The 17,288-nt window shown below is 54.4% G+C and carries 20 protein-coding genes; 10 read left to right on the top strand and 10 right to left on the bottom strand.

The window, feature by feature from the left end; all coding sequences use genetic code 11:
• The first annotated feature begins 125 nt into the window (after window positions 1-125).
• Window positions 126-365, top strand: a complete 240-nt coding sequence (locus OGX95_RS13035) for a SymE family type I addiction module toxin (protein WP_286629702.1) — start codon at window positions 126-128, stop codon at window positions 363-365.
• Between the two features lie 58 nt (window positions 366-423).
• On the opposite strand, the gene hycI is transcribed toward OGX95_RS13035, so the two are convergent.
• The 9 genes from hycI to hycA form a co-directional block, all read right to left on the bottom strand.
• A complete protein-coding gene (gene hycI, locus OGX95_RS13030) occupies window positions 424-894 on the bottom strand; it encodes a hydrogenase maturation peptidase HycI (protein ID WP_286629701.1) in 471 nt (156 codons plus the stop codon).
• Window positions 887-1,297: a formate hydrogenlyase maturation HycH family protein gene (locus tag OGX95_RS13025; RefSeq protein ID WP_286629700.1), complete on the bottom strand. Its 411-nt coding sequence runs from the start codon at window positions 1,295-1,297 to the stop codon at window positions 887-889. The genes hycI and OGX95_RS13025 overlap by 8 nt, the downstream gene beginning before the upstream one ends.
• On the bottom strand, window positions 1,294-2,061 hold the full coding sequence (hycG, locus tag OGX95_RS13020) for a formate hydrogenlyase subunit HycG (RefSeq protein ID WP_271449793.1): 768 nt from the start codon (window positions 2,059-2,061) through the stop codon (window positions 1,294-1,296). Before hycG ends, OGX95_RS13025 begins: the two co-directional genes overlap by 4 nt.
• Window positions 2,061-2,603, bottom strand: a complete 543-nt coding sequence (gene hycF, locus OGX95_RS13015) for a formate hydrogenlyase subunit HycF (RefSeq protein WP_286629699.1) — start codon at window positions 2,601-2,603, stop codon at window positions 2,061-2,063. Before hycF ends, hycG begins: the two co-directional genes overlap by 1 nt.
• Before the next feature lie 9 nt (window positions 2,604-2,612).
• Window positions 2,613-4,322, bottom strand: a complete 1,710-nt coding sequence (gene hycE, locus OGX95_RS13010) for a formate hydrogenlyase subunit HycE (RefSeq protein WP_003037393.1) — start codon at window positions 4,320-4,322, stop codon at window positions 2,613-2,615.
• Between the two features lie 17 nt (window positions 4,323-4,339).
• Window positions 4,340-5,263, bottom strand: coding sequence for a respiratory chain complex I subunit 1 family protein (locus OGX95_RS13005; protein ID WP_286629698.1), 924 nt, complete (start codon window positions 5,261-5,263; stop codon window positions 4,340-4,342).
• Between the two features lie 2 nt (window positions 5,264-5,265).
• The gene (hycC, locus tag OGX95_RS13000) at window positions 5,266-7,092 is read right to left on the bottom strand and encodes a formate hydrogenlyase subunit 3 (RefSeq protein WP_286629697.1); all 1,827 of its coding nucleotides are present in this window, start codon (window positions 7,090-7,092) and stop codon (window positions 5,266-5,268) included.
• Complete coding sequence (gene hycB, locus OGX95_RS12995; RefSeq protein WP_271441806.1) at window positions 7,089-7,700, bottom strand: formate hydrogenlyase subunit HycB; 612 nt, start codon at window positions 7,698-7,700, stop codon at window positions 7,089-7,091. The genes hycC and hycB overlap by 4 nt, the downstream gene beginning before the upstream one ends.
• 142 nt (window positions 7,701-7,842) lie before the next feature.
• Window positions 7,843-8,301 carry a formate hydrogenlyase regulator HycA gene (gene hycA, locus OGX95_RS12990; protein ID WP_286629695.1) on the bottom strand — a complete coding sequence of 153 codons (459 nt, stop codon included), beginning with the start codon at window positions 8,299-8,301 and terminating at the stop codon, window positions 7,843-7,845.
• A gap of 200 nt (window positions 8,302-8,501) precedes the next feature.
• Between hycA and hypA the strand changes: the two genes are divergently transcribed.
• From hypA to OGX95_RS12955, 7 genes are all read left to right on the top strand, one after another.
• Window positions 8,502-8,858 (top strand): hydrogenase maturation nickel metallochaperone HypA, encoded by a 357-nt coding sequence (hypA, locus tag OGX95_RS12985; RefSeq protein ID WP_286629694.1) that lies wholly within the window; start codon window positions 8,502-8,504, stop codon window positions 8,856-8,858.
• An 84-nt stretch (window positions 8,859-8,942) separates the two neighbouring features.
• The gene (hypB, locus tag OGX95_RS12980) at window positions 8,943-9,815 is read left to right on the top strand and encodes a hydrogenase nickel incorporation protein HypB (RefSeq protein ID WP_124020831.1); all 873 of its coding nucleotides are present in this window, start codon (window positions 8,943-8,945) and stop codon (window positions 9,813-9,815) included.
• Complete coding sequence (gene hypC, locus OGX95_RS12975) at window positions 9,806-10,078, top strand: hydrogenase 3 maturation protein HypC (protein WP_006687161.1); 273 nt, start codon at window positions 9,806-9,808, stop codon at window positions 10,076-10,078. The genes hypB and hypC overlap by 10 nt, the downstream gene beginning before the upstream one ends.
• Window positions 10,079-11,200: a hydrogenase formation protein HypD gene (gene hypD / locus OGX95_RS12970; protein ID WP_286629693.1), complete on the top strand. Its 1,122-nt coding sequence runs from the start codon at window positions 10,079-10,081 to the stop codon at window positions 11,198-11,200.
• The gene (gene hypE / locus OGX95_RS12965; RefSeq protein ID WP_286629692.1) at window positions 11,197-12,207 is read left to right on the top strand and encodes a hydrogenase maturation carbamoyl dehydratase HypE; all 1,011 of its coding nucleotides are present in this window, start codon (window positions 11,197-11,199) and stop codon (window positions 12,205-12,207) included. Before hypD ends, hypE begins: the two co-directional genes overlap by 4 nt.
• A 206-nt stretch (window positions 12,208-12,413) precedes the next feature.
• Complete coding sequence (gene flhA / locus OGX95_RS12960) at window positions 12,414-14,492, top strand: formate hydrogenlyase transcriptional activator FlhA (protein ID WP_286629691.1); 2,079 nt, start codon at window positions 12,414-12,416, stop codon at window positions 14,490-14,492.
• A 44-nt stretch (window positions 14,493-14,536) separates the two neighbouring features.
• Window positions 14,537-14,965 (top strand): TOBE domain-containing protein, encoded by a 429-nt coding sequence (locus OGX95_RS12955; RefSeq protein WP_286629690.1) that lies wholly within the window; start codon window positions 14,537-14,539, stop codon window positions 14,963-14,965.
• 64 nt (window positions 14,966-15,029) lie between these two features.
• Here the strand turns inward: OGX95_RS12955 and OGX95_RS12950 are convergent, their stop codons facing one another.
• Entirely contained in the window at window positions 15,030-15,374 is a 345-nt protein-coding gene (locus OGX95_RS12950; protein WP_286629738.1) for a nitrous oxide-stimulated promoter family protein, read from the bottom strand.
• Window positions 15,375-15,558: 184 nt separating this feature from the next.
• On the opposite strand from OGX95_RS12950, the gene OGX95_RS12945 reads away from it, so the two are divergent.
• The gene (locus tag OGX95_RS12945; protein WP_286629689.1) at window positions 15,559-16,476 is read left to right on the top strand and encodes a metal ABC transporter substrate-binding protein; all 918 of its coding nucleotides are present in this window, start codon (window positions 15,559-15,561) and stop codon (window positions 16,474-16,476) included.
• Window positions 16,473-17,288 carry an iron/manganese ABC transporter ATP-binding protein SitB gene (gene sitB / locus OGX95_RS12940; protein ID WP_286629688.1) on the top strand — a complete coding sequence of 272 codons (816 nt, stop codon included), beginning with the start codon at window positions 16,473-16,475 and terminating at the stop codon, window positions 17,286-17,288. Before OGX95_RS12945 ends, sitB begins: the two co-directional genes overlap by 4 nt.

Raw genomic sequence — 17,288 nt, 5'->3', positions numbered from 1 at the left:
TCATTTCATTAATTGCATTCTTAATGTGGAATCCCCCTTCCAGTTTCAGGTTTGCCCGCATGCTTTTTTACTGGCATTTTATTCAGTAGTTTTTCGTCTTAACCATTCAGCACAAGGACGCGTTTATGTCGGATAAAAATGACAAAACAACCGTGGAAATCACCAAGCCCGTACGCCGTTTAACCGTGGGGTATGTCAGAAAACGCCATGAAGATCGTAAGACAGGTTTCACGCTACGTATCAGCCGACACGCCTCGTTAACGCTGAATGGCGACTGGCTGGAACAGGCCGGGTTCCCTACCGGTACGGCAGTGAAGGTGTCAGTGATGCAGGGAAGATTAATTATTGAGCAAGCGACGGAATAGCAAAGGATATGAGGAGCAAAACAGGCCGGATGCACAACGCATCCGGCACAGGTACAGGTTATTCTTCCGGGGCTTCTAACTCAGAGAATCCACCATGGCCTTCCCACCCAGCTAATCGCTGATACACGGTTTCAACCGCCTCTTTGATTGGCTGTGTCATAGGGTAGTAAAAGCCGACGATATCCGGCTGAATACCGAGGAAAATAACCTCACCAACATCGTCTCTCAGCTGATCGACCAGGTAGTTCAGTGGCATGTTGTGCGTGGTCATCATGAACATCTCGGCAATATCATCAGGATCGATGATACGGGTTTCGCCGGGGTTTAACCCCATATCGGTGGCATCCACAATCAACAGACGTTCAGGGCGCAGTTCACGGATCGCGACGATATCGTTCTCCGGCGCGCTGCCGCCATCAATGACAACCCAGTTGCCCTGAGGATTTGCAGCACACATTTCAGCCAACAGCGGACCCGCGCCGTCATCGCCCATCATGCTGTTACCCACACATAATAAAACGTCAGTCACGGTGTCTCCTCACCATCAGATAGATAGCGCTTTCCTGGTGAATGTCATGAAGCATACTCAGCATCAGCTTGCTCCATTCCCGCTGCTGCGGCGTCTGTACGGCGAGCGCGTCATCAAACGCGCGCGCCAGCATTTGCACATGGTTAAAATCGATGACGATTTCGCCGTACTTCGGCACACCTTCCATTTTACGTCGGGCTTCGCTGCCTTCGGCAAGTGTGGCAATCCACGCCAGATACTCATCCCATGGACAGGTTAACGCCGCCTCCAGACAATCGATGACCCCCAGGTGGTGACCAATCGCCAGGCTGTAATAGACAACCTGCTGCGCCTCGGCGGGCGTTGCATCGTTCTCATCAATAAACTTACGGCTCAGTTGACTGAACACCACCGTTTCACTCATCGGATACGCGCCTCTTCGACTACATGGTTAAGATGGGTGACGATCTCGGTCAGACGCGGATCGTTTTCCGTCTCCAGCCAGCGTGCCACCTGCTGCTCACCCTGACCTAACTGCAGCATATAATCATCTGCAATCTGGCGGCCATAGCGATAGCCCGCCAGACGGCGCGCTTCGCGATCCACCTTCACGCGCAGCGGTTGAACCATATCCGGATGCAGAATTTCAGCAGGTTGTTCGTCCAGTTCGCCCGGCGCACGTGCATGAATTTTCTGTTCCAACAGGCCAAGCGCCATCGCAAAACCGTACAGTGTCGCCGCAGGCGTCGGAGGACAGCCCGGAATATACACATCCACTGGTACAATTTTGTCGGTACCGCCCCATACGCAGTATAGGTCGTGGAAAATACCACCGCTGTTACCGCAGGCTCCGTAGGAGATGCAAATCTTCGGGTCTGGCGCAGACTGCCAGGCACGCAGTGCCGGAGAGCGCATCGCACGGGTTACCGCGCCAGTGAACAACAGAATATCCGCATGACGCGGTGATGGGACGACTTTGATACCGAAACGTTCGGCATCAAACAGTGGGGAAAGCGTCGCAAAGATTTCGATTTCACAACCATTGCAACCGCCGCAGTCCACACGGTAAACATACGCTGAACGCTTGATACTTTTCAGCAGCGATGCTTTCATGCTGGCAATGGATTCATCCACCGTCATCGGTACCGGAATACCGTTGGCATCACGTGGGCCTAATAAATTGCTCATCAGCTGGCCTCTTTCATATGGCGAGTCAGTTCAATACGGTCAGACGGCACCAGACATTTCTGGCGCTTACAGTCCGGGCAGGTCTCAAAGCTTTCACGGTGGTTTTCCGCACGGGTGTCACCGTTGTGCTTCAGCAGCGCAATGGCGTAATCAATCTCTTTTTGCACCGCAAATGGACGGTTACATACGCGACAATTGCACAGTGCAAAGCGAGACTGCTGCAGGAAATCCTCTTTCTTCCACACCGCCAGCTCATACTCCTGTGACAGCTTGATTGCCGCCGTCGGGCAAACTTCTTCACAGCGGGCACAGAAAATGCAGCGTCCGAGATTGAATTGCCACGCCAGCTCATGGGTGACCAGATCGGTTTCGACCGTCAGCGCATTGGACGGGCACGCATTCACACAGGCTGCGCAGCCAATACATTGCTGTGGATTGTGTTCCGGCTTACCACGGAAGTTTTTATCGACCGCAATCGGCTCCAGTGGATACGACGACGTCGGCGCCCCGGTTTTGATGACTTTTTTGATAAAGGTAAACATGGCGATTCCTTATTTCAGCGGCGAGTTTTTACGCTCGATGCTGTAGCGCTCAAGTTCTTTGTACGGCACGACTTTGCTTTTCTTCTTACGCACATCGACCACGGTCATACGGTCAGTACAGGAGTAGCAAGGATCGAGGCTACCGATAATCAGCGGAGCATCGGAAACCGTGTTACCGCGCAGCATGTAACGCAGCGTCGGCCAGTTCGCATAGGTGGCTGCACGGCAGCGCCAGCGGTACAGTTTCTGGTTGTCGCCGGTCATGCTCCAGTGGATGTCATCACCACGCGGCGCTTCGGCAAAGCCCAGCGCAAAACGGTGTGGAATATAGGTAAAGCCTTCCACCATCAGCGGGCCGCCCGGCAGGTTATCCAGACCAAAGTCGATCATGTTCAGTGCGGTATAGACTTCGTTGATACGGACTTTCAGACGAGAAATGACGTCACAACCTTGCTCGCTGTGGACTTCCATCGGCAGCAGACCGTAGCCTACGAACGGGTGGTCTGCGCGGGTATCACGCGCGTGGCCGCTGGCGCGAACCATTGGACCAACGTTACTGAAGTCACGGGCAATTTCCGGGTCCAGACGACCAATGCCAACAGTACGCTGTTCCATGTTCGGCGTGCTGAGCAGCATATCGACCAGCTCCTGAACATCACGACGCATTTGCTGTGCCAGTTGACGGGTCTGGATCATATCTTCTTTCAACAGGTCACGACGGATGCCGCCTATCAGGTTCAGACCGTAGGTTTTACGCGCCCCGGTGAGAATTTCCGCCATTTTCATGGACGTTTCACGCACGCGGAAGAACTGCATGAAGCCCGAATCGAAACCGGTAAAGTGACAGGCAAGACCGAGGTTCAGCAGGTGCGAGTGCAGACGTTCAACTTCCAGCAGAATGGCGCGGATCATTTGTGCACGTTCCGGCACCACGATACCCATCGCATTCTCGACGGACGTGGTGTACGCGGTGCTGTGAGCAAAACCACAGATGCCACAAACACGGTCCGACAGGAACGTCACTTCGTTATAACCCATACGGGTTTCTGCCAGCTTTTCCATGCCACGGTGGACATAGAACAGACGGTAGTCGGCGTCGATGATATTTTCGCCATCAACAAACAGACGGAAGTGGCCCGGTTCATCGGAGGTCACGTGCAGCGGGCCAATCGGCACTACGTTATTTTTCTTGTCACCCAGTTCGTTGATGAACTCGTAGGTTTCAGCATCGGTAGTCGGCGCGGGGCGCTGACGGTAATCCATGCTGTCTTTACGCAGCGGATAGAGTTCGTCCGGCCAGTCATCCGGCAGGACCAGACGACGTTCATCCGGAAGACCCACTGGGATCAAACCGTACATATCACGCACTTCTCGCTCACCCCAGACAGCTGCGGGTACGCGAGGCGTAACAGATGGGAATTCCAGTTTATTGGCATCGACTTCAACGCGGACGGTTATCCAGCACTTGGTACCCTGCTCCATCGACATCACGTAGTAAACGGCGTAATGACCGCACAACTGGCGTTCGTCGTTACCAAACAGTACGGACAACCAGCCGCCCTGTTTGTAATAAAGGAACTCCACCACTTCTGGCAGATAGTTCACCTTCACGGTGATGGTCAGCTGATCTTTGGTCTGCCAGGCTTCGTCCAGTACAACGCCAGGGAATGCCTGGTGCAGTGCCGCAAGGTATTGTTGACCTAATTTTTCTTCAGACATGCTCAAACTCTCTTAAATCACGCCACCAGCAAGGAGACGAACGCTAAAAACGCAAACCCAAAACCGGCCCAGGTCACGCGTGAAGTGGCGCAAAAACGCAGACGCGCCATGCTGTTTTCGAACAGGGCAATCACCAGTACGCCGACAACCAGCTTGACGATGGCAATCACCAGCGCCAGCAGCACCCCACCCGCGGTGAAGGTTTCCATCTGCCCCCACGGCAGGAATACGCCGACGAACATTTGCAGGACCACCAACTGTTTGAGGCTAATGCCCCACTTCAGCACCGCAAAACCGCTGCCGCTGTATTCGGTCAGTGGACCTTCCTGCAGCTCCTGTTCTGCTTCCGCCAGGTCGAACGGCAGTTTGCCCATTTCGATAAAGGTGGCGAAGGCACAGGCGCACAGCGCCAGAATCAGCGGGATACTGCGAGCCGCAGGCCAGTGATAAATGGTGTCAGCGATGTTGCTGATATGGGTTGAACTGGCAACCTGCGCCGCGACCCACAGCCCCAGCAGCAGGATGGGCTCAACCAGTACGCCAAGCATCGCTTCACGGCTGGCGCCGATTGCGGTGAATGGGCTACCGGTATCCAGCCCCGCGATTGAAAAGAAGAAACGGGCAATGGCGAACAGGTAGATTAAGGTTATCAAATCACCCAGCTGCGGCAGCGGCGAACCCACGGTCACAACCGGCAACGCGGTGGCGATAGTGAGCATCACGCCAACCATCACAAACGGCGTCAGGCGGAAAACCCAGCTGGAATCAGCAGGCGCAATGCTCTGGCGGCCCAGCAGTTTGATAATGTCGCGGTATTCCTGCAAAACGCCTGGACCGCGGCGGTTGTGCAAACGCGCACGCGCCACGCGGGTAATACCGGACAGCAGCGGCGCCGCGGCAAACAGCACCAGCGCCTGAATTAACGGATATAAAACATTCATTCTCAGGCTCCTCGTGAAACCACAATCACCACCAGCACCGCCAGCTCAATCAGCGCCAGACGGCGAAACAGCACCGGTGCAGCCGCATTCTGCCAGCCCGGAACCAGTGAGACCGGGTTAAGCCATTTACGCAGTTTAAGCACCGGCGCAAAAGCTTCTTTCACCGGCATAGCAAAGCCGTGCGCGGTGATCACCATTGACTGCTCGTGATCGTAACCACACACCCACGCGGTACCGCGTGAACGCGACGGCAGACGGTTGCCTTTGAAAATAGCCATAATGATGAACGGCAGCAGCGGACACGCGATCAGCAGCAGTGTGATCATCGGCTGAGAAACCGTCGTATTCGCCGTTTCCAGCGGCAGTGGAACCGCCGAGGAGAGAAGCGGCAGCAGCCACGGAGCGGCAACGCCGCCAATCACACAGCAGATAGCCAGCGCAACCACGCTCACGCCCATCAGGATGGGTGCGCAGCAGGCGTTTTCCGCTTCCTTTGTACGCGGAGCGCCAAGGAAGGTAACGCCATAGACTTTCGCCATACACATCACCGCCAGTGCGCCGGTAATCGCCAGCCCGACCGCCAGCAACGGGCCTAACAGACGACCAATAAATGCACCGCTGTTACCCAGCTTGAAGAAGGATTGATAGATAACCCACTCACCGGCAAAGCCGTTCAGCGGCGGCAGTGCAGCCATCGCCATCAGCCCAACCAGCATCGCCAGAGAAATCACCGGCATGCGTTTACCGATGCCGCCCAGTTTTTCGATATCACGATGACCGGTACGGAACCAGATGCTGCCTGCGCCCAGGAACAAGACGCTTTTGAACAAACTGTGGTTAACCAGATGATACAGACCGCCGGTCAGGCCCAGCGCAATCAGTGCCGGTTGATTGAGGGAAATCCCGGTCACGCCAGCCCCCAGCCCCAGCAGAATAATGCCGATGTTTTCCAGCGTGTGGTACGCCAGCAGACGCTGGATGTTATGTTCCATCAGCGCATACAAACCACCAACAAACGCGGTGATCATGCCTAACACCAGCAGCGTAACGCCCCACCACAGCGGCGCGTTACCGCCCAGCAGCGACAGGGAGAGAATACCCAGTAAACCGACCTTCATGACCACGGTAGAGAACAATGCCGCAGCCGGCGCGCTGGCGTTGGCGTGTGCCTGTGGCACCCAACCGTGCAGCGGGATAATCCCGGCCAGCAAGCCAAAGCCCGCCACGCCCAGCAGCCAGATGTCAGCGCCGAGCGGCAATTGCTGGGTGCGCAGATCAAGCAGACGCAGCTCCAGGGTACCGTAGCGTTGCCACACCAGATAACAGGCGAGCGCCAACATCAGCGTGCCGATACGCCCCAGCGCAAACCACAGCTTGCCTTCTTTGCTGCAGCCCGTCAGGAACACCGCACACAGCGCCATGATTTCTGCCATCACCACCAGCGTACCGAGGTTGCTGGCAACCACTGCGCACACTGCCGCGGCCATCAGCAGATTCACCAGCAGGCCGTTAGCCTTCACCTGAGGATGACGATGCCAGTCAATGTTGTACAGGCTGACAAACAGACCGCACAGGCCAAGCGTAATCAGCCAGATAGCATTCAGCGGCGTCATTTGCAGACTGTGACCAATAAACGGCATCACGCCGCTCACCGCCAGCGCATTGGTCAGAACGGTAAAACCGGCGGCTGCGGTACACAGGCTGCCTACCGCACCGCCAACCCCAGCAATCCAGCCGCTCAGTGATTTATGAAATGAAAACAGAAATGACAGAACCGCAGCCGCTGTAAACCAGGCCACGCCGCTGTTAATCAGTGAAATTGCGCTCATTTTGCATCTCCACTCTGAGCCTGCTGAAACAAGGTGAGATCGCCGAAATCGGTATTGAACGTCAGCTCACGCTTACGTTTACTGGCGCGAGCGATATCTATGTTACTCACCAGGTGCAGGGCTTTGGTCGGGCACATACGCACGCAGGCCGGGCCTTGTTCATCAAAGCTACACAGATCGCATTTCACCGCGATAGCACGAACACCCGGAACCCAGTCCAGCAGTGTGCTCACACGAGCAGGAGCCGGCGGAGCCGGAGGCGCTTTTGGCGTATTGGCGTTCGCCGGGATGTGCAGCGGGCGGCTGCCGGAAAACTCAATCGCGCCGAACGGACAGGCGATCCCGCACAATTTGCAGCTGACGCACAGGCTTTCATTCAGCTGTACGGCGCCGTCAACACGGTTAATCGCATTAACCGGGCAAACTGTGGCACAAGGCGCATCTTCACACTGGTGGCAAAGCTGCGGTGCAGATTCTTTTTCATTTAACATCACTTTCAGGCGCGGCATTGACTGCAGGCCATGCTGGCGATGTGTCTCTGAGCAGGCGGCCTCACAGGTGTGGCAGCCAATGCAAAGAGTGGAGTCAGCAATTACAAAACGATTCACCAGGCATTCCTCAGGTGATAGTCATTTTTGACGAAAACATGTCTGGAAAATGTCATTTCGACATTTTTCGACATGCCCATTCCCTAAACCGTCGTGATGCAGAGCAAACCGCATCATGACTCAAGTGGGCAACACCCGAGGCTTAAGCCGGGTTATGTCCTTCAACCAGCTGGCTTAAATTCACCGGCATATTGTTTTCAACCGCGGTGTACAGGCTGTCGTAGACGCTGGCGATTTTTTCGAGATAGTGCTCCAGCACCTGCTCGCGATCGCGGTTGCTAATGCGATCATCGACCTGTCCGTCGAGAGTCAACTCTGCCTGTGCAATCAGTTGCTTATCATCACCGTCTTTCGTTTCAACGTAGTACTCGATGGTGTGGCTGTTAAAGCCGTCCGCCAGCGTGACGTAGATAGTGAAATGTTCAAAAAGGACAAAGCACAAATCTTTGTCCGGCGCGCAGCTCATCGCATGATGCAAACGCGCTTTTGACAGGGTGATCCCCTGAACCAGCGAGTTGCAGTAGATACGCCACTGGTCCTGTAGGCGACGATGCCGTTCAGCGATGTAATCGGCTTTTTCGCTTATTTCCCAAATAGTCATGTCAGGTTACCCGTTTAGCAGAGATGAACAGCCTTAAGCACATTTCATGCCAAAATTAATTTTGTTTATTTTTCAATTGGTTATTTGTTTATGGTGCGATGACGACATGTCATTTCGTCATCGTCGACATTGTCACAAACGTGAAAATTCAACCTGGCATGTTTATTGCTTTTAAAACGGCAACATCCTTAGGAGGCGATATGCACGAAATAACCCTCTGCCAACGGGCACTGGAATTGATTGAACAACAGGCCACCCAACACGGCGCAAAGCGGGTAACGGGGGTCTGGCTCAAAATTGGCGCATTTTCTTGCGTAGAAACCAGCGCTCTCGCCTTTTGTTTTGATCTGGTATGCCGTGGCACCCTTGCAGAAGGTTGTAAACTCCACCTCGAAGAACAAGAAGCCGAATGTTGGTGCGAATCTTGTCAGCAATACGTCACGTTACTGACGCAGCGCGTGCGTCGGTGTCCACAATGCAATAGCGATATGCTGAGAATTGTGGCCGACGACGGCTTACAGATTCGAAGAATTGAAATAGGCAACGCCGAAGACTAATTCCGGTGACACCTGCCAGGCCGGATAAGGCAAAGCCGCCATCCGGCAACAGATATACCGCAAGATAAAGATCAGGAGTGAGCGATGTGTACGACATGTGGTTGCGCTGAAGGCAACCTATATATAGAGGGTGATGAACATAACCCCCACTCGGCGTTCCGCAGCGCGCCATTTGCCCCGGCGGCTCGCCCGGCACTGAATATTACCGGAGTGAAAACCTCCAGTTTCGCACCGAGCCAGACCGCTGAAGGCGATCTGCACTACGGTCACGGTGAAGCAGGAACTCACGCGCCAGGTATGAGCCAGCGCCGTATGCTGGAAGTCGAAATAGACGTACTGGACAAAAACAATCGTCTGGCCGAGCGCAACCGCGCCCGATTTGCTGCCCGTCAGCATCTGGTACTGAACCTCGTCTCCAGCCCAGGCTCCGGTAAAACGACGCTGCTGACCGAAACGCTGATGAAGCTGAAAGACAGCGTGCCATGTGCCGTCATTGAAGGCGACCAGCAGACGGTTAACGATGCCGCTCGTATTCGCGCCACCGGCACACCCGCAATCCAGGTCAACACCGGTAAAGGTTGTCACCTCGATGCGCAAATGATTGCCGATGCTGCGCCACGTCTGCCGCTTGATGACAACGGCATTCTGTTCATTGAGAACGTTGGTAACCTGGTCTGCCCGGCCAGCTTTGACCTCGGCGAGCGTCATAAAGTCGCCGTGCTCTCTGTTACCGAAGGCGAAGATAAGCCGCTGAAGTACCCGCACATGTTTGCTGCTGCATCACTGATGCTGCTCAACAAAGTGGATCTGCTGCCTTACCTCAATTTTGATGTTGAAAAGTGCATCGCCAGCGCCCGGGAAGTGAACCCGGACATTGAAATCATCCTGATTTCCGCCACCAGCGGTGAAGGGATGGATCAATGGCTGTCATGGCTGGAGAATCAGCGATGTGCATAGGTGTTCCGGGTCAAATCCGCACCATTGATGGCAACCAGGCTAAGGTCGATGTTTGTGGCATTCAGCGCGACGTCGATCTGACACTGGTCGGTAGCTGTGATGAAAATGGTGAGCCACGTCTGGGCCAGTGGGTACTGGTTCACGTCGGTTTCGCCATGAGCATCATTAATGAAGCTGAAGCGCGCGACACGCTCGACGCGCTGCAAAACATGTTTGACGTTGAGCCGGATGTCGGCGCGTTGCTGTATGGCGAGGAAAAATAAATGCGTTTTGTTGACGAATATCGAGCACCAGAACAGGTGATGCAGTTGATAGAGCATCTGTGCGAGCGTGCCACTCACCTCTCCTATACCGCCGAACGCCCGCTGCGCATTATGGAAGTGTGCGGTGGTCATACCCACGCTATCTTTAAATTCGGTCTCGATCAGCTTCTGCCCGCAAACGTGGAGTTTATTCACGGTCCAGGCTGCCCGGTGTGCGTTCTGCCGATGGGCAGAATTGACAGTTGTGTCGAAATCGCCAGCCACCCGGAAGTGATTTTCTGCACCTTTGGCGATGCGATGCGCGTCCCGGGAAAACAGGGCTCACTGCTACAGGCCAAAGCACGCGGCGCAGATATCCGTATCGTCTATTCTCCGATGGATGCGCTGAAGCTGGCCGAAGAAAACCCAACGCGCAAAGTGGTGTTCTTTGGCCTGGGTTTTGAAACCACCATGCCGACAACCGCTATCACTCTGCAGCAGGCAAAACAGCGCAACGTGCAGAATTTTTACTTTTTCTGCCAACACATTACCTTGATCCCAACGCTGCGCAGCCTGCTGGAACAGCCGGACAACGGTATCGACGCCTTTTTGGCACCAGGTCACGTCAGTATGGTTATTGGCACTGATGCCTATAATTTCATTGCCTCAGATTTCCATCGCCCGCTGGTGGTCGCCGGCTTCGAGCCGCTTGATCTACTGCAAGGCGTTGTGATGTTGATTGAGCAGAAAATAGCGGCCCAAAGCCAGGTTGAGAACCAGTATCGCCGCGTCGTACCGGATGCCGGTAACGCATTAGCACAGCAGGCTATCGCTGACGTGTTCAGTGTCAACGGTGACAGCGAATGGCGGGGTCTGGGCGTGATCGAATCATCCGGCGTTCACCTGACGCCGGACTATCAGCGCTTTGATGCCGAGGCACATTTCCAGCCAGCGCCGCAGCAGGTGTATGACGATCCGCGCGCACGTTGCGGAGAGGTACTGACTGGCCGATGCAAACCGCATCAGTGCCCATTATTTGGTAAAACCTGTAACCCGGAGACCGCATTTGGTGCCCTGATGGTCTCCTCCGAAGGCGCATGTGCCGCCTGGTATCAGTATCGTCAGCAGGAGTGTGAAGCATGAACAGCGTACAACTCGCCCACGGTAGCGGCGGTCAGGCTATGCAGCAGTTGATCAACAGTCTGTTTATGGAAGCTTTTGCTAACCCGTGGCTGGCAGAACAGGAAGATCAGGCGCGCCTGGAACTGGCACAACTGGTCGCAGAAGGCGATCGTCTGGCGTTTTCAACCGACAGCTACGTTATCGATCCACTGTTCTTCCCCGGCGGCAACATTGGCAAGCTGGCAATCTGCGGTACGGCTAACGATGTCGCTGTCAGTGGCGCAATACCGCGCTACCTCTCCTGCGGTTTTATCCTCGAAGAGGGTCTGCCAATGGAGACGCTGAAAACCGTCGTGAACAGCATGGCAGCAACCGCCCGCGAGGCGGGTATTGCTATCGTCACCGGCGATACCAAAGTTGTGCAGCGCGGCGCCGCGGACAAACTGTTCATAAACACTGCCGGCATGGGCGCGATCCCCGCCAATATCCACTGGGGAGCGCAAACCCTGAGCGTAGGCGATGTGCTGCTGGTGAGTGGTACGCTTGGCGATCACGGTGCGACTATCCTCAACCTGCGCGAACAGCTTGGGCTTGATGGCGAACTGGTCAGCGACTGTGCCGTGTTAACGCCGCTTATCCAGACGCTGCGCGATATTCCTGGCGTGAAAGCGCTGCGTGATGCCACCCGCGGCGGCGTAAATGCGGTAACACATGAGTTTGCTGCCTCTTGCGGATTTGGCATTGAGCTGTCTGAAGCGGCACTGCCCGTAAAACCTGCCGTGCGTGGCGTTTGCGAACTGCTGGGTCTGGACGCACTCAATTTTGCCAACGAAGGCAAGCTGGTGATTGCCGTTGAACGTCAGGCTGCTGAAGCCGTACTCGCCGCACTCCACGCCCATCCTTTAGGACGCGATGCCGCGCTGATTGGTGAAGTCGTCGAGCGTAAAGGTGTACGTCTTGCCGGACTTTACGGCGTGAAACGGACCCTCGATTTACCACACGCCGAGCCACTGCCTCGGATATGCTAGCAGCCGGTTGGCAATCTGTTTCTGGCCGGATAAGCCGCGTTTGGGTCGTTATCCGGCATTTACACTGTATTACTTGCCTGATGGCGTTTTGCTTATCAGGCCGACGGCTTGAATACCCGCCTCATCCGGCGCTATTTTACGACTTATACCTATAATTCATTTACCGTTTTCGCACCGTTCTGCGGTGTTTTCCCTGGAAAAGCAATATGTCGTATACACCGATGAGTGACCTCGGACAGCAAGGCCTGTTCGATATTACTCGTACATTATTACAGCAGCCCGATCTTCAGTCACTTAGTGAGGCGCTTTCGCAACTGGTCAAGCGTTCAGCGCTGGCCGACTGCGCGGCTATTGTGTTATGGCAGGCACAGACACAGCGTGCGCGTTATTTTGCAACGCGTGAAAATGGTAAACCCATCGACTATGAAGACGAAACGGTACTGGCACACGGTCCGGTACGTCGTATTCTGTCCCGCCCCGATGCGCTGCACTGTAACTATCATGAGTTTTCAGAAACCTGGCCACAGCTGGCCTCTGGCGGGTTGTATTCTGAATTTGGTCACTACTGTTTGCTGCCGCTGGCAGCGGACGGACGCATCTTTGGCGGCTGCGAATTTATCCGCAACGAGGATCGCCCGTGGAATGAAAAAGAGTACAACCGGCTACAGACCTTCACCCAGATAGTCGGCGTCGTTGCGGAACAAATTCAGAGCAGGGTCAGCAACAACGTCGATTACGATTTGCTGTGTCGCGAACGTGACAATTTTCGCATCCTTGTCGCCATCACCAATGCGGTACTCTCCCGACTGGACATTGACGAGCTGGTCAGCGAAGTCGCCAAAGAGATCCACCACTATTTCGACATTGATGCCATCAGCATCGTGTTACGCAGCGATCGTAAAAATAAGTTGAGCATCTACTCCACCCACTATCTGGATGAACATCATCCGGCTCACGAACAGAGTGAAGTGGATGAAGCTGGCACGCTTTCCGAGCGGGTGTTCCGCAGCAAAGAGATGCTGCTGATTAACCTGAGCGAACGCGATACCCTGGCACCTTATGAACGCATGCTGTTCGAAACCTGGGGTAACCAGTTACAAACGCTGTGCCTGCTGCCGCTGATGTCCGGCAACACGATGCTTGGCGTGCTCAAACTGGCGCAGTGTGAAGAAAAAGTTTTCACCACCGCTAACCTGAAACTGCTGCGCCAGATTGCCGAACGCGTCGCCATTGCAGTAGATAACGCGCTTGCCTATCAGGAGATACACCGCCTGAAAGAACGTCTGGTCGATGAAAACCTGGCGCTGACCGAGCAACTGAACAATGTGGACAGTGAGTTCGGTGAAATCATAGGTCGCAGCGAAGCCATGTACAGCGTACTCAAACAGGTCGAAATGGTGGCGCAAAGTGACAGCACCGTATTGATTCTGGGTGAGACAGGTACGGGTAAAGAGCTGATCGCCAGAGCGATTCATAATCTGAGTGGACGTAATGCCCGCCGGATGGTGAAGATGAACTGCGCAGCAATGCCTGCCGGATTACTGGAAAGCGACCTGTTTGGTCACGAGCGCGGCGCCTTTACCGGAGCCAGCACACAGCGAATTGGGCGTTTCGAACTGGCGGATAAAAGCTCGCTGTTCCTCGACGAAGTCGGTGACATGCCGCTGGAACTCCAGCCGAAGTTACTACGTGTACTTCAGGAGCAGGAATTTGAACGCCTGGGCAGCAACAAGCTGATCCAAACCGACGTTCGGTTGATCGCCGCCACCAACCGCGATCTGAAAAAGATGGTCGCCGATCGGGAATTCCGTAACGATCTGTATTACCGGCTGAACGTTTTCCCGATCCATTTACCCCCGCTGCGCGAGCGTCCGGAAGACATCCCACTGCTGGTGAAAGCCTTTACCTTTAAAATCGCTCGCCGGATGGGACGCAATATCGACAGTATTCCTGCCGAAGCGCTTCGTACATTGAGCAGCATGGAGTGGCCGGGTAACGTCCGCGAACTGGAAAACGTGGTGGAACGTGCCGTTCTGCTGACCCGAGGCAACGTACTGCAATTATCCCTACCAGATATCACCACGCAGGCACCGCCCCCCCCTCCGGTCGCAACCGAAGTCGCACAGGATGGCGAAGATGAATACCAGCTGATTATGCGGGTACTGAAGGAGACCAATGGCGTTGTCGCCGGTCCTAAAGGTGCTGCGCAGCGACTGGGGCTAAAACGAACCACGCTGTTGTCGCGTATGAAGCGATTAGGTATTGATAAGGATGCGCTGGTTTAGCCATTGTGGCTATACTGGGTGATAACTCAACGAAAGGAGGCAGTATGGCGGTATCAGCACGTAATCAATTAACCGGTACAGTCAGTGCAGTTGCAACTGGCGCAGTGAATGATGAAGTTGAACTGACGCTGGCTGGCGGCGCAAAACTGGTCGCGATTGTGACCCATAGCAGTCAGCAGGCACTGGGTCTGGCGAAGGGAAAAGAAGCTATTGCGCTGATCAAAGCGCCGTGGGTTACGCTGGCGACTGAAGACAGTGGCCTGAAATTCTCTGCCCGTAACCAATTTGCCGGTAGCGTTTCACAGGTCACCGAAGGCGCCGTTAACGCCACCGTACACATCAAAACTGATGCCGGTTTTGACATTGTCGCGGTTGTGACGAACGAAAGTCAGCAAGAGATGAAACTGAGCCAGGGAAGCCGCGTCATCGCGCTGATCAAAGCCTCGGCCATTCTTATTGCCACCAAAGCGTAATTTATTGCCCGATAGCGCTTTGCCTGTCGGGCCTATATCACTGCCGCCATTCGACATAAAAAATCTACTTCTTGCGCTGATATTTCTCAGGTAATTCCGGGACAGGACGCTTGTCATCAATCAGATGGCGCACGGTCAGAATCGGGTGACGCCAGAGCATTCTCGGCCCCGCCCAACGCATAATTTGCTTCATCTCTTCCCGTTTGGCTGGCTGATAGCAATGTACCGGGCACTGCTTGCAGGCCGGTTTTTCCTCACCAAACACGCACTTGTCCAGACGCTTTTGCGCATAGGCAAACAACGCATCGTAATGCCCCTGCTCATCTGACGCTTCCGGACACTGGTTTTCGTACAGCGAGATCATTTTTTGGATCGTCATTTTTTCGCGAGCAATACGTTTGCCGGACATGATGCCTCCATAATTAAGTTGCATAAATAATACACCTTAAAAATACGCAGCACTATTACCTGAAGGTGATACATCCTTACCCCACGCAAATAAGAATTATTTTCATTTATTTATGCCATGTGCTATATAACATAGCAAAGGCTATATTCGATGATTAATTAACCGCTTTGTTGTGAGGGATACTATGCCACATCTGCCTCGTCTGAAGTCAGTTCTCCTTGCCAGCCTGTTGACGGCCCTTATGCTGTCACCTGCCTGGGCAAAAGAAAAGTTTAAGGTAATCACTACGTTTACGATAATTGCTGATATGGCAAGCAATGTGGCAGGCGATGCGGCGGACGTCAGTTCAATTACCAAACCCGGAGCTGAAATTCACGAATACCAGCCCACGCCAGGAGACATTAAGCGGGCGCAGGGCGCGCAGTTAATTCTCTCGAATGGTCTCAATCTGGAACTCTGGTTCGCCCGCTTCTACCAACATCTGTCCGGCGTACCGGAAGTGATGGTCTCAAACGGCGTACAACCGATGGGCATCAGCGAAGGGCCATACAATGGAAAACCCAATCCGCATGCCTGGATGTCAGCAGACAACGCACTGATTTACGTGGATAACATTCGCGATGCGTTAATGAAATATGACCCGGAAAACGCAGCGACCTACCAGAAGAATGCCGAGCGCTATAAAGCGGAAATTCAGCAAACGCTCGCGCCGCTCCAGGCCGAACTTGCCAAAATTCCTGCCGATAAACGCTGGCTGGTCACTAGCGAAGGGGCGTTCTCCTATCTGGCACGCGATAACGATCTGAAAGAACTGTACTTATGGCCGATCAACGCCGATCAACAAGGTACGCCGAAACAGGTACGCAAGGTGATCGATACCCTACGAGCGCATCAGATCCCCACGGTATTTAGCGAAAGTACCGTGTCCGACAAACCCGCGCGTCAGGTAGCCCGAGAGTCTGGCGCACATTACGGCGGCGTGCTGTACGTCGATTCACTCAGCGCTGCCGACGGCCCGGTCCCGACCTATTTGGATCTGCTGCGTGTCACCACACAAACCATTGTTAACGGCATCAACAACGGCCTTGGGAGTCAACCATGAGTCAATCTGCGATTACCGTGAATCAGGTTACGGTGACGTATCGCAACGGTCACACCGCACTGCGGGATGCCACGTTTCAGGTTCCGGGCGGCTCGATTGCCGCGCTGGTTGGTATAAATGGTTCCGGAAAATCAACACTGTTTAAGGCGTTGATGGGGTTTGTCCGGCTGGCGCAGGGGGAAATCTCTATCCTGCAACAGCCGGTCAACAAGGCGCTAAAACAGAATCTGATTGCTTATGTGCCCCAGTCTGAAGAGGTGGACTGGTCATTTCCAGTGCTGGTGGAAGATGTGGTCATGATGGGACGTTTTGGCCATATGGGTTGGCTGCGTCGGCCAAAGGCGCACGATCACGCCTGCGTGGATGCAGCGCTGGCGCGGGTCGATATGCTGGGCTATCGCCATCGCCAGATTGGTGAACTTTCCGGTGGGCAGAAAAAACGCGTTTTCCTGGCAAGGGCCATTGCACAAGATGGGCAGGTCATTTTGCTGGATGAACCCTTCACAGGCGTCGATGTAAAAACCGAGGCCCGTATCATCGATCTGCTGCGAGAATTGCGTGATGAGGGCCGAACCATGCTGGTCTCCACCCATAACCTGGGCTCGGTCACCGAGTTTTGTGATTACACGGTAATGATTAAAGGCACCGTGCTGGCAAGCGGTCCAACTGATACCACCTTTACCACCGAGAACCTTGAACAGGCATTCAGCGGCGTTCTGCGTCACGTCGCATTGAGCGGGGGTGAGCAGCATGTGATTACTGATGATGAGCGCCCGTTTATTTCGCGTCGCGCGGCACGCGAGGGGGAATAG

The sequence above is a fragment of the Citrobacter sp. Cu233 genome, assembly GCF_030332225.1.
In the GTDB taxonomy this organism is placed as follows: domain Bacteria; phylum Pseudomonadota; class Gammaproteobacteria; order Enterobacterales; family Enterobacteriaceae; genus Citrobacter.
Note: the sequence above shows the minus strand (reverse complement) of the source record. Positions and strands in the feature narration are given on the sequence as shown.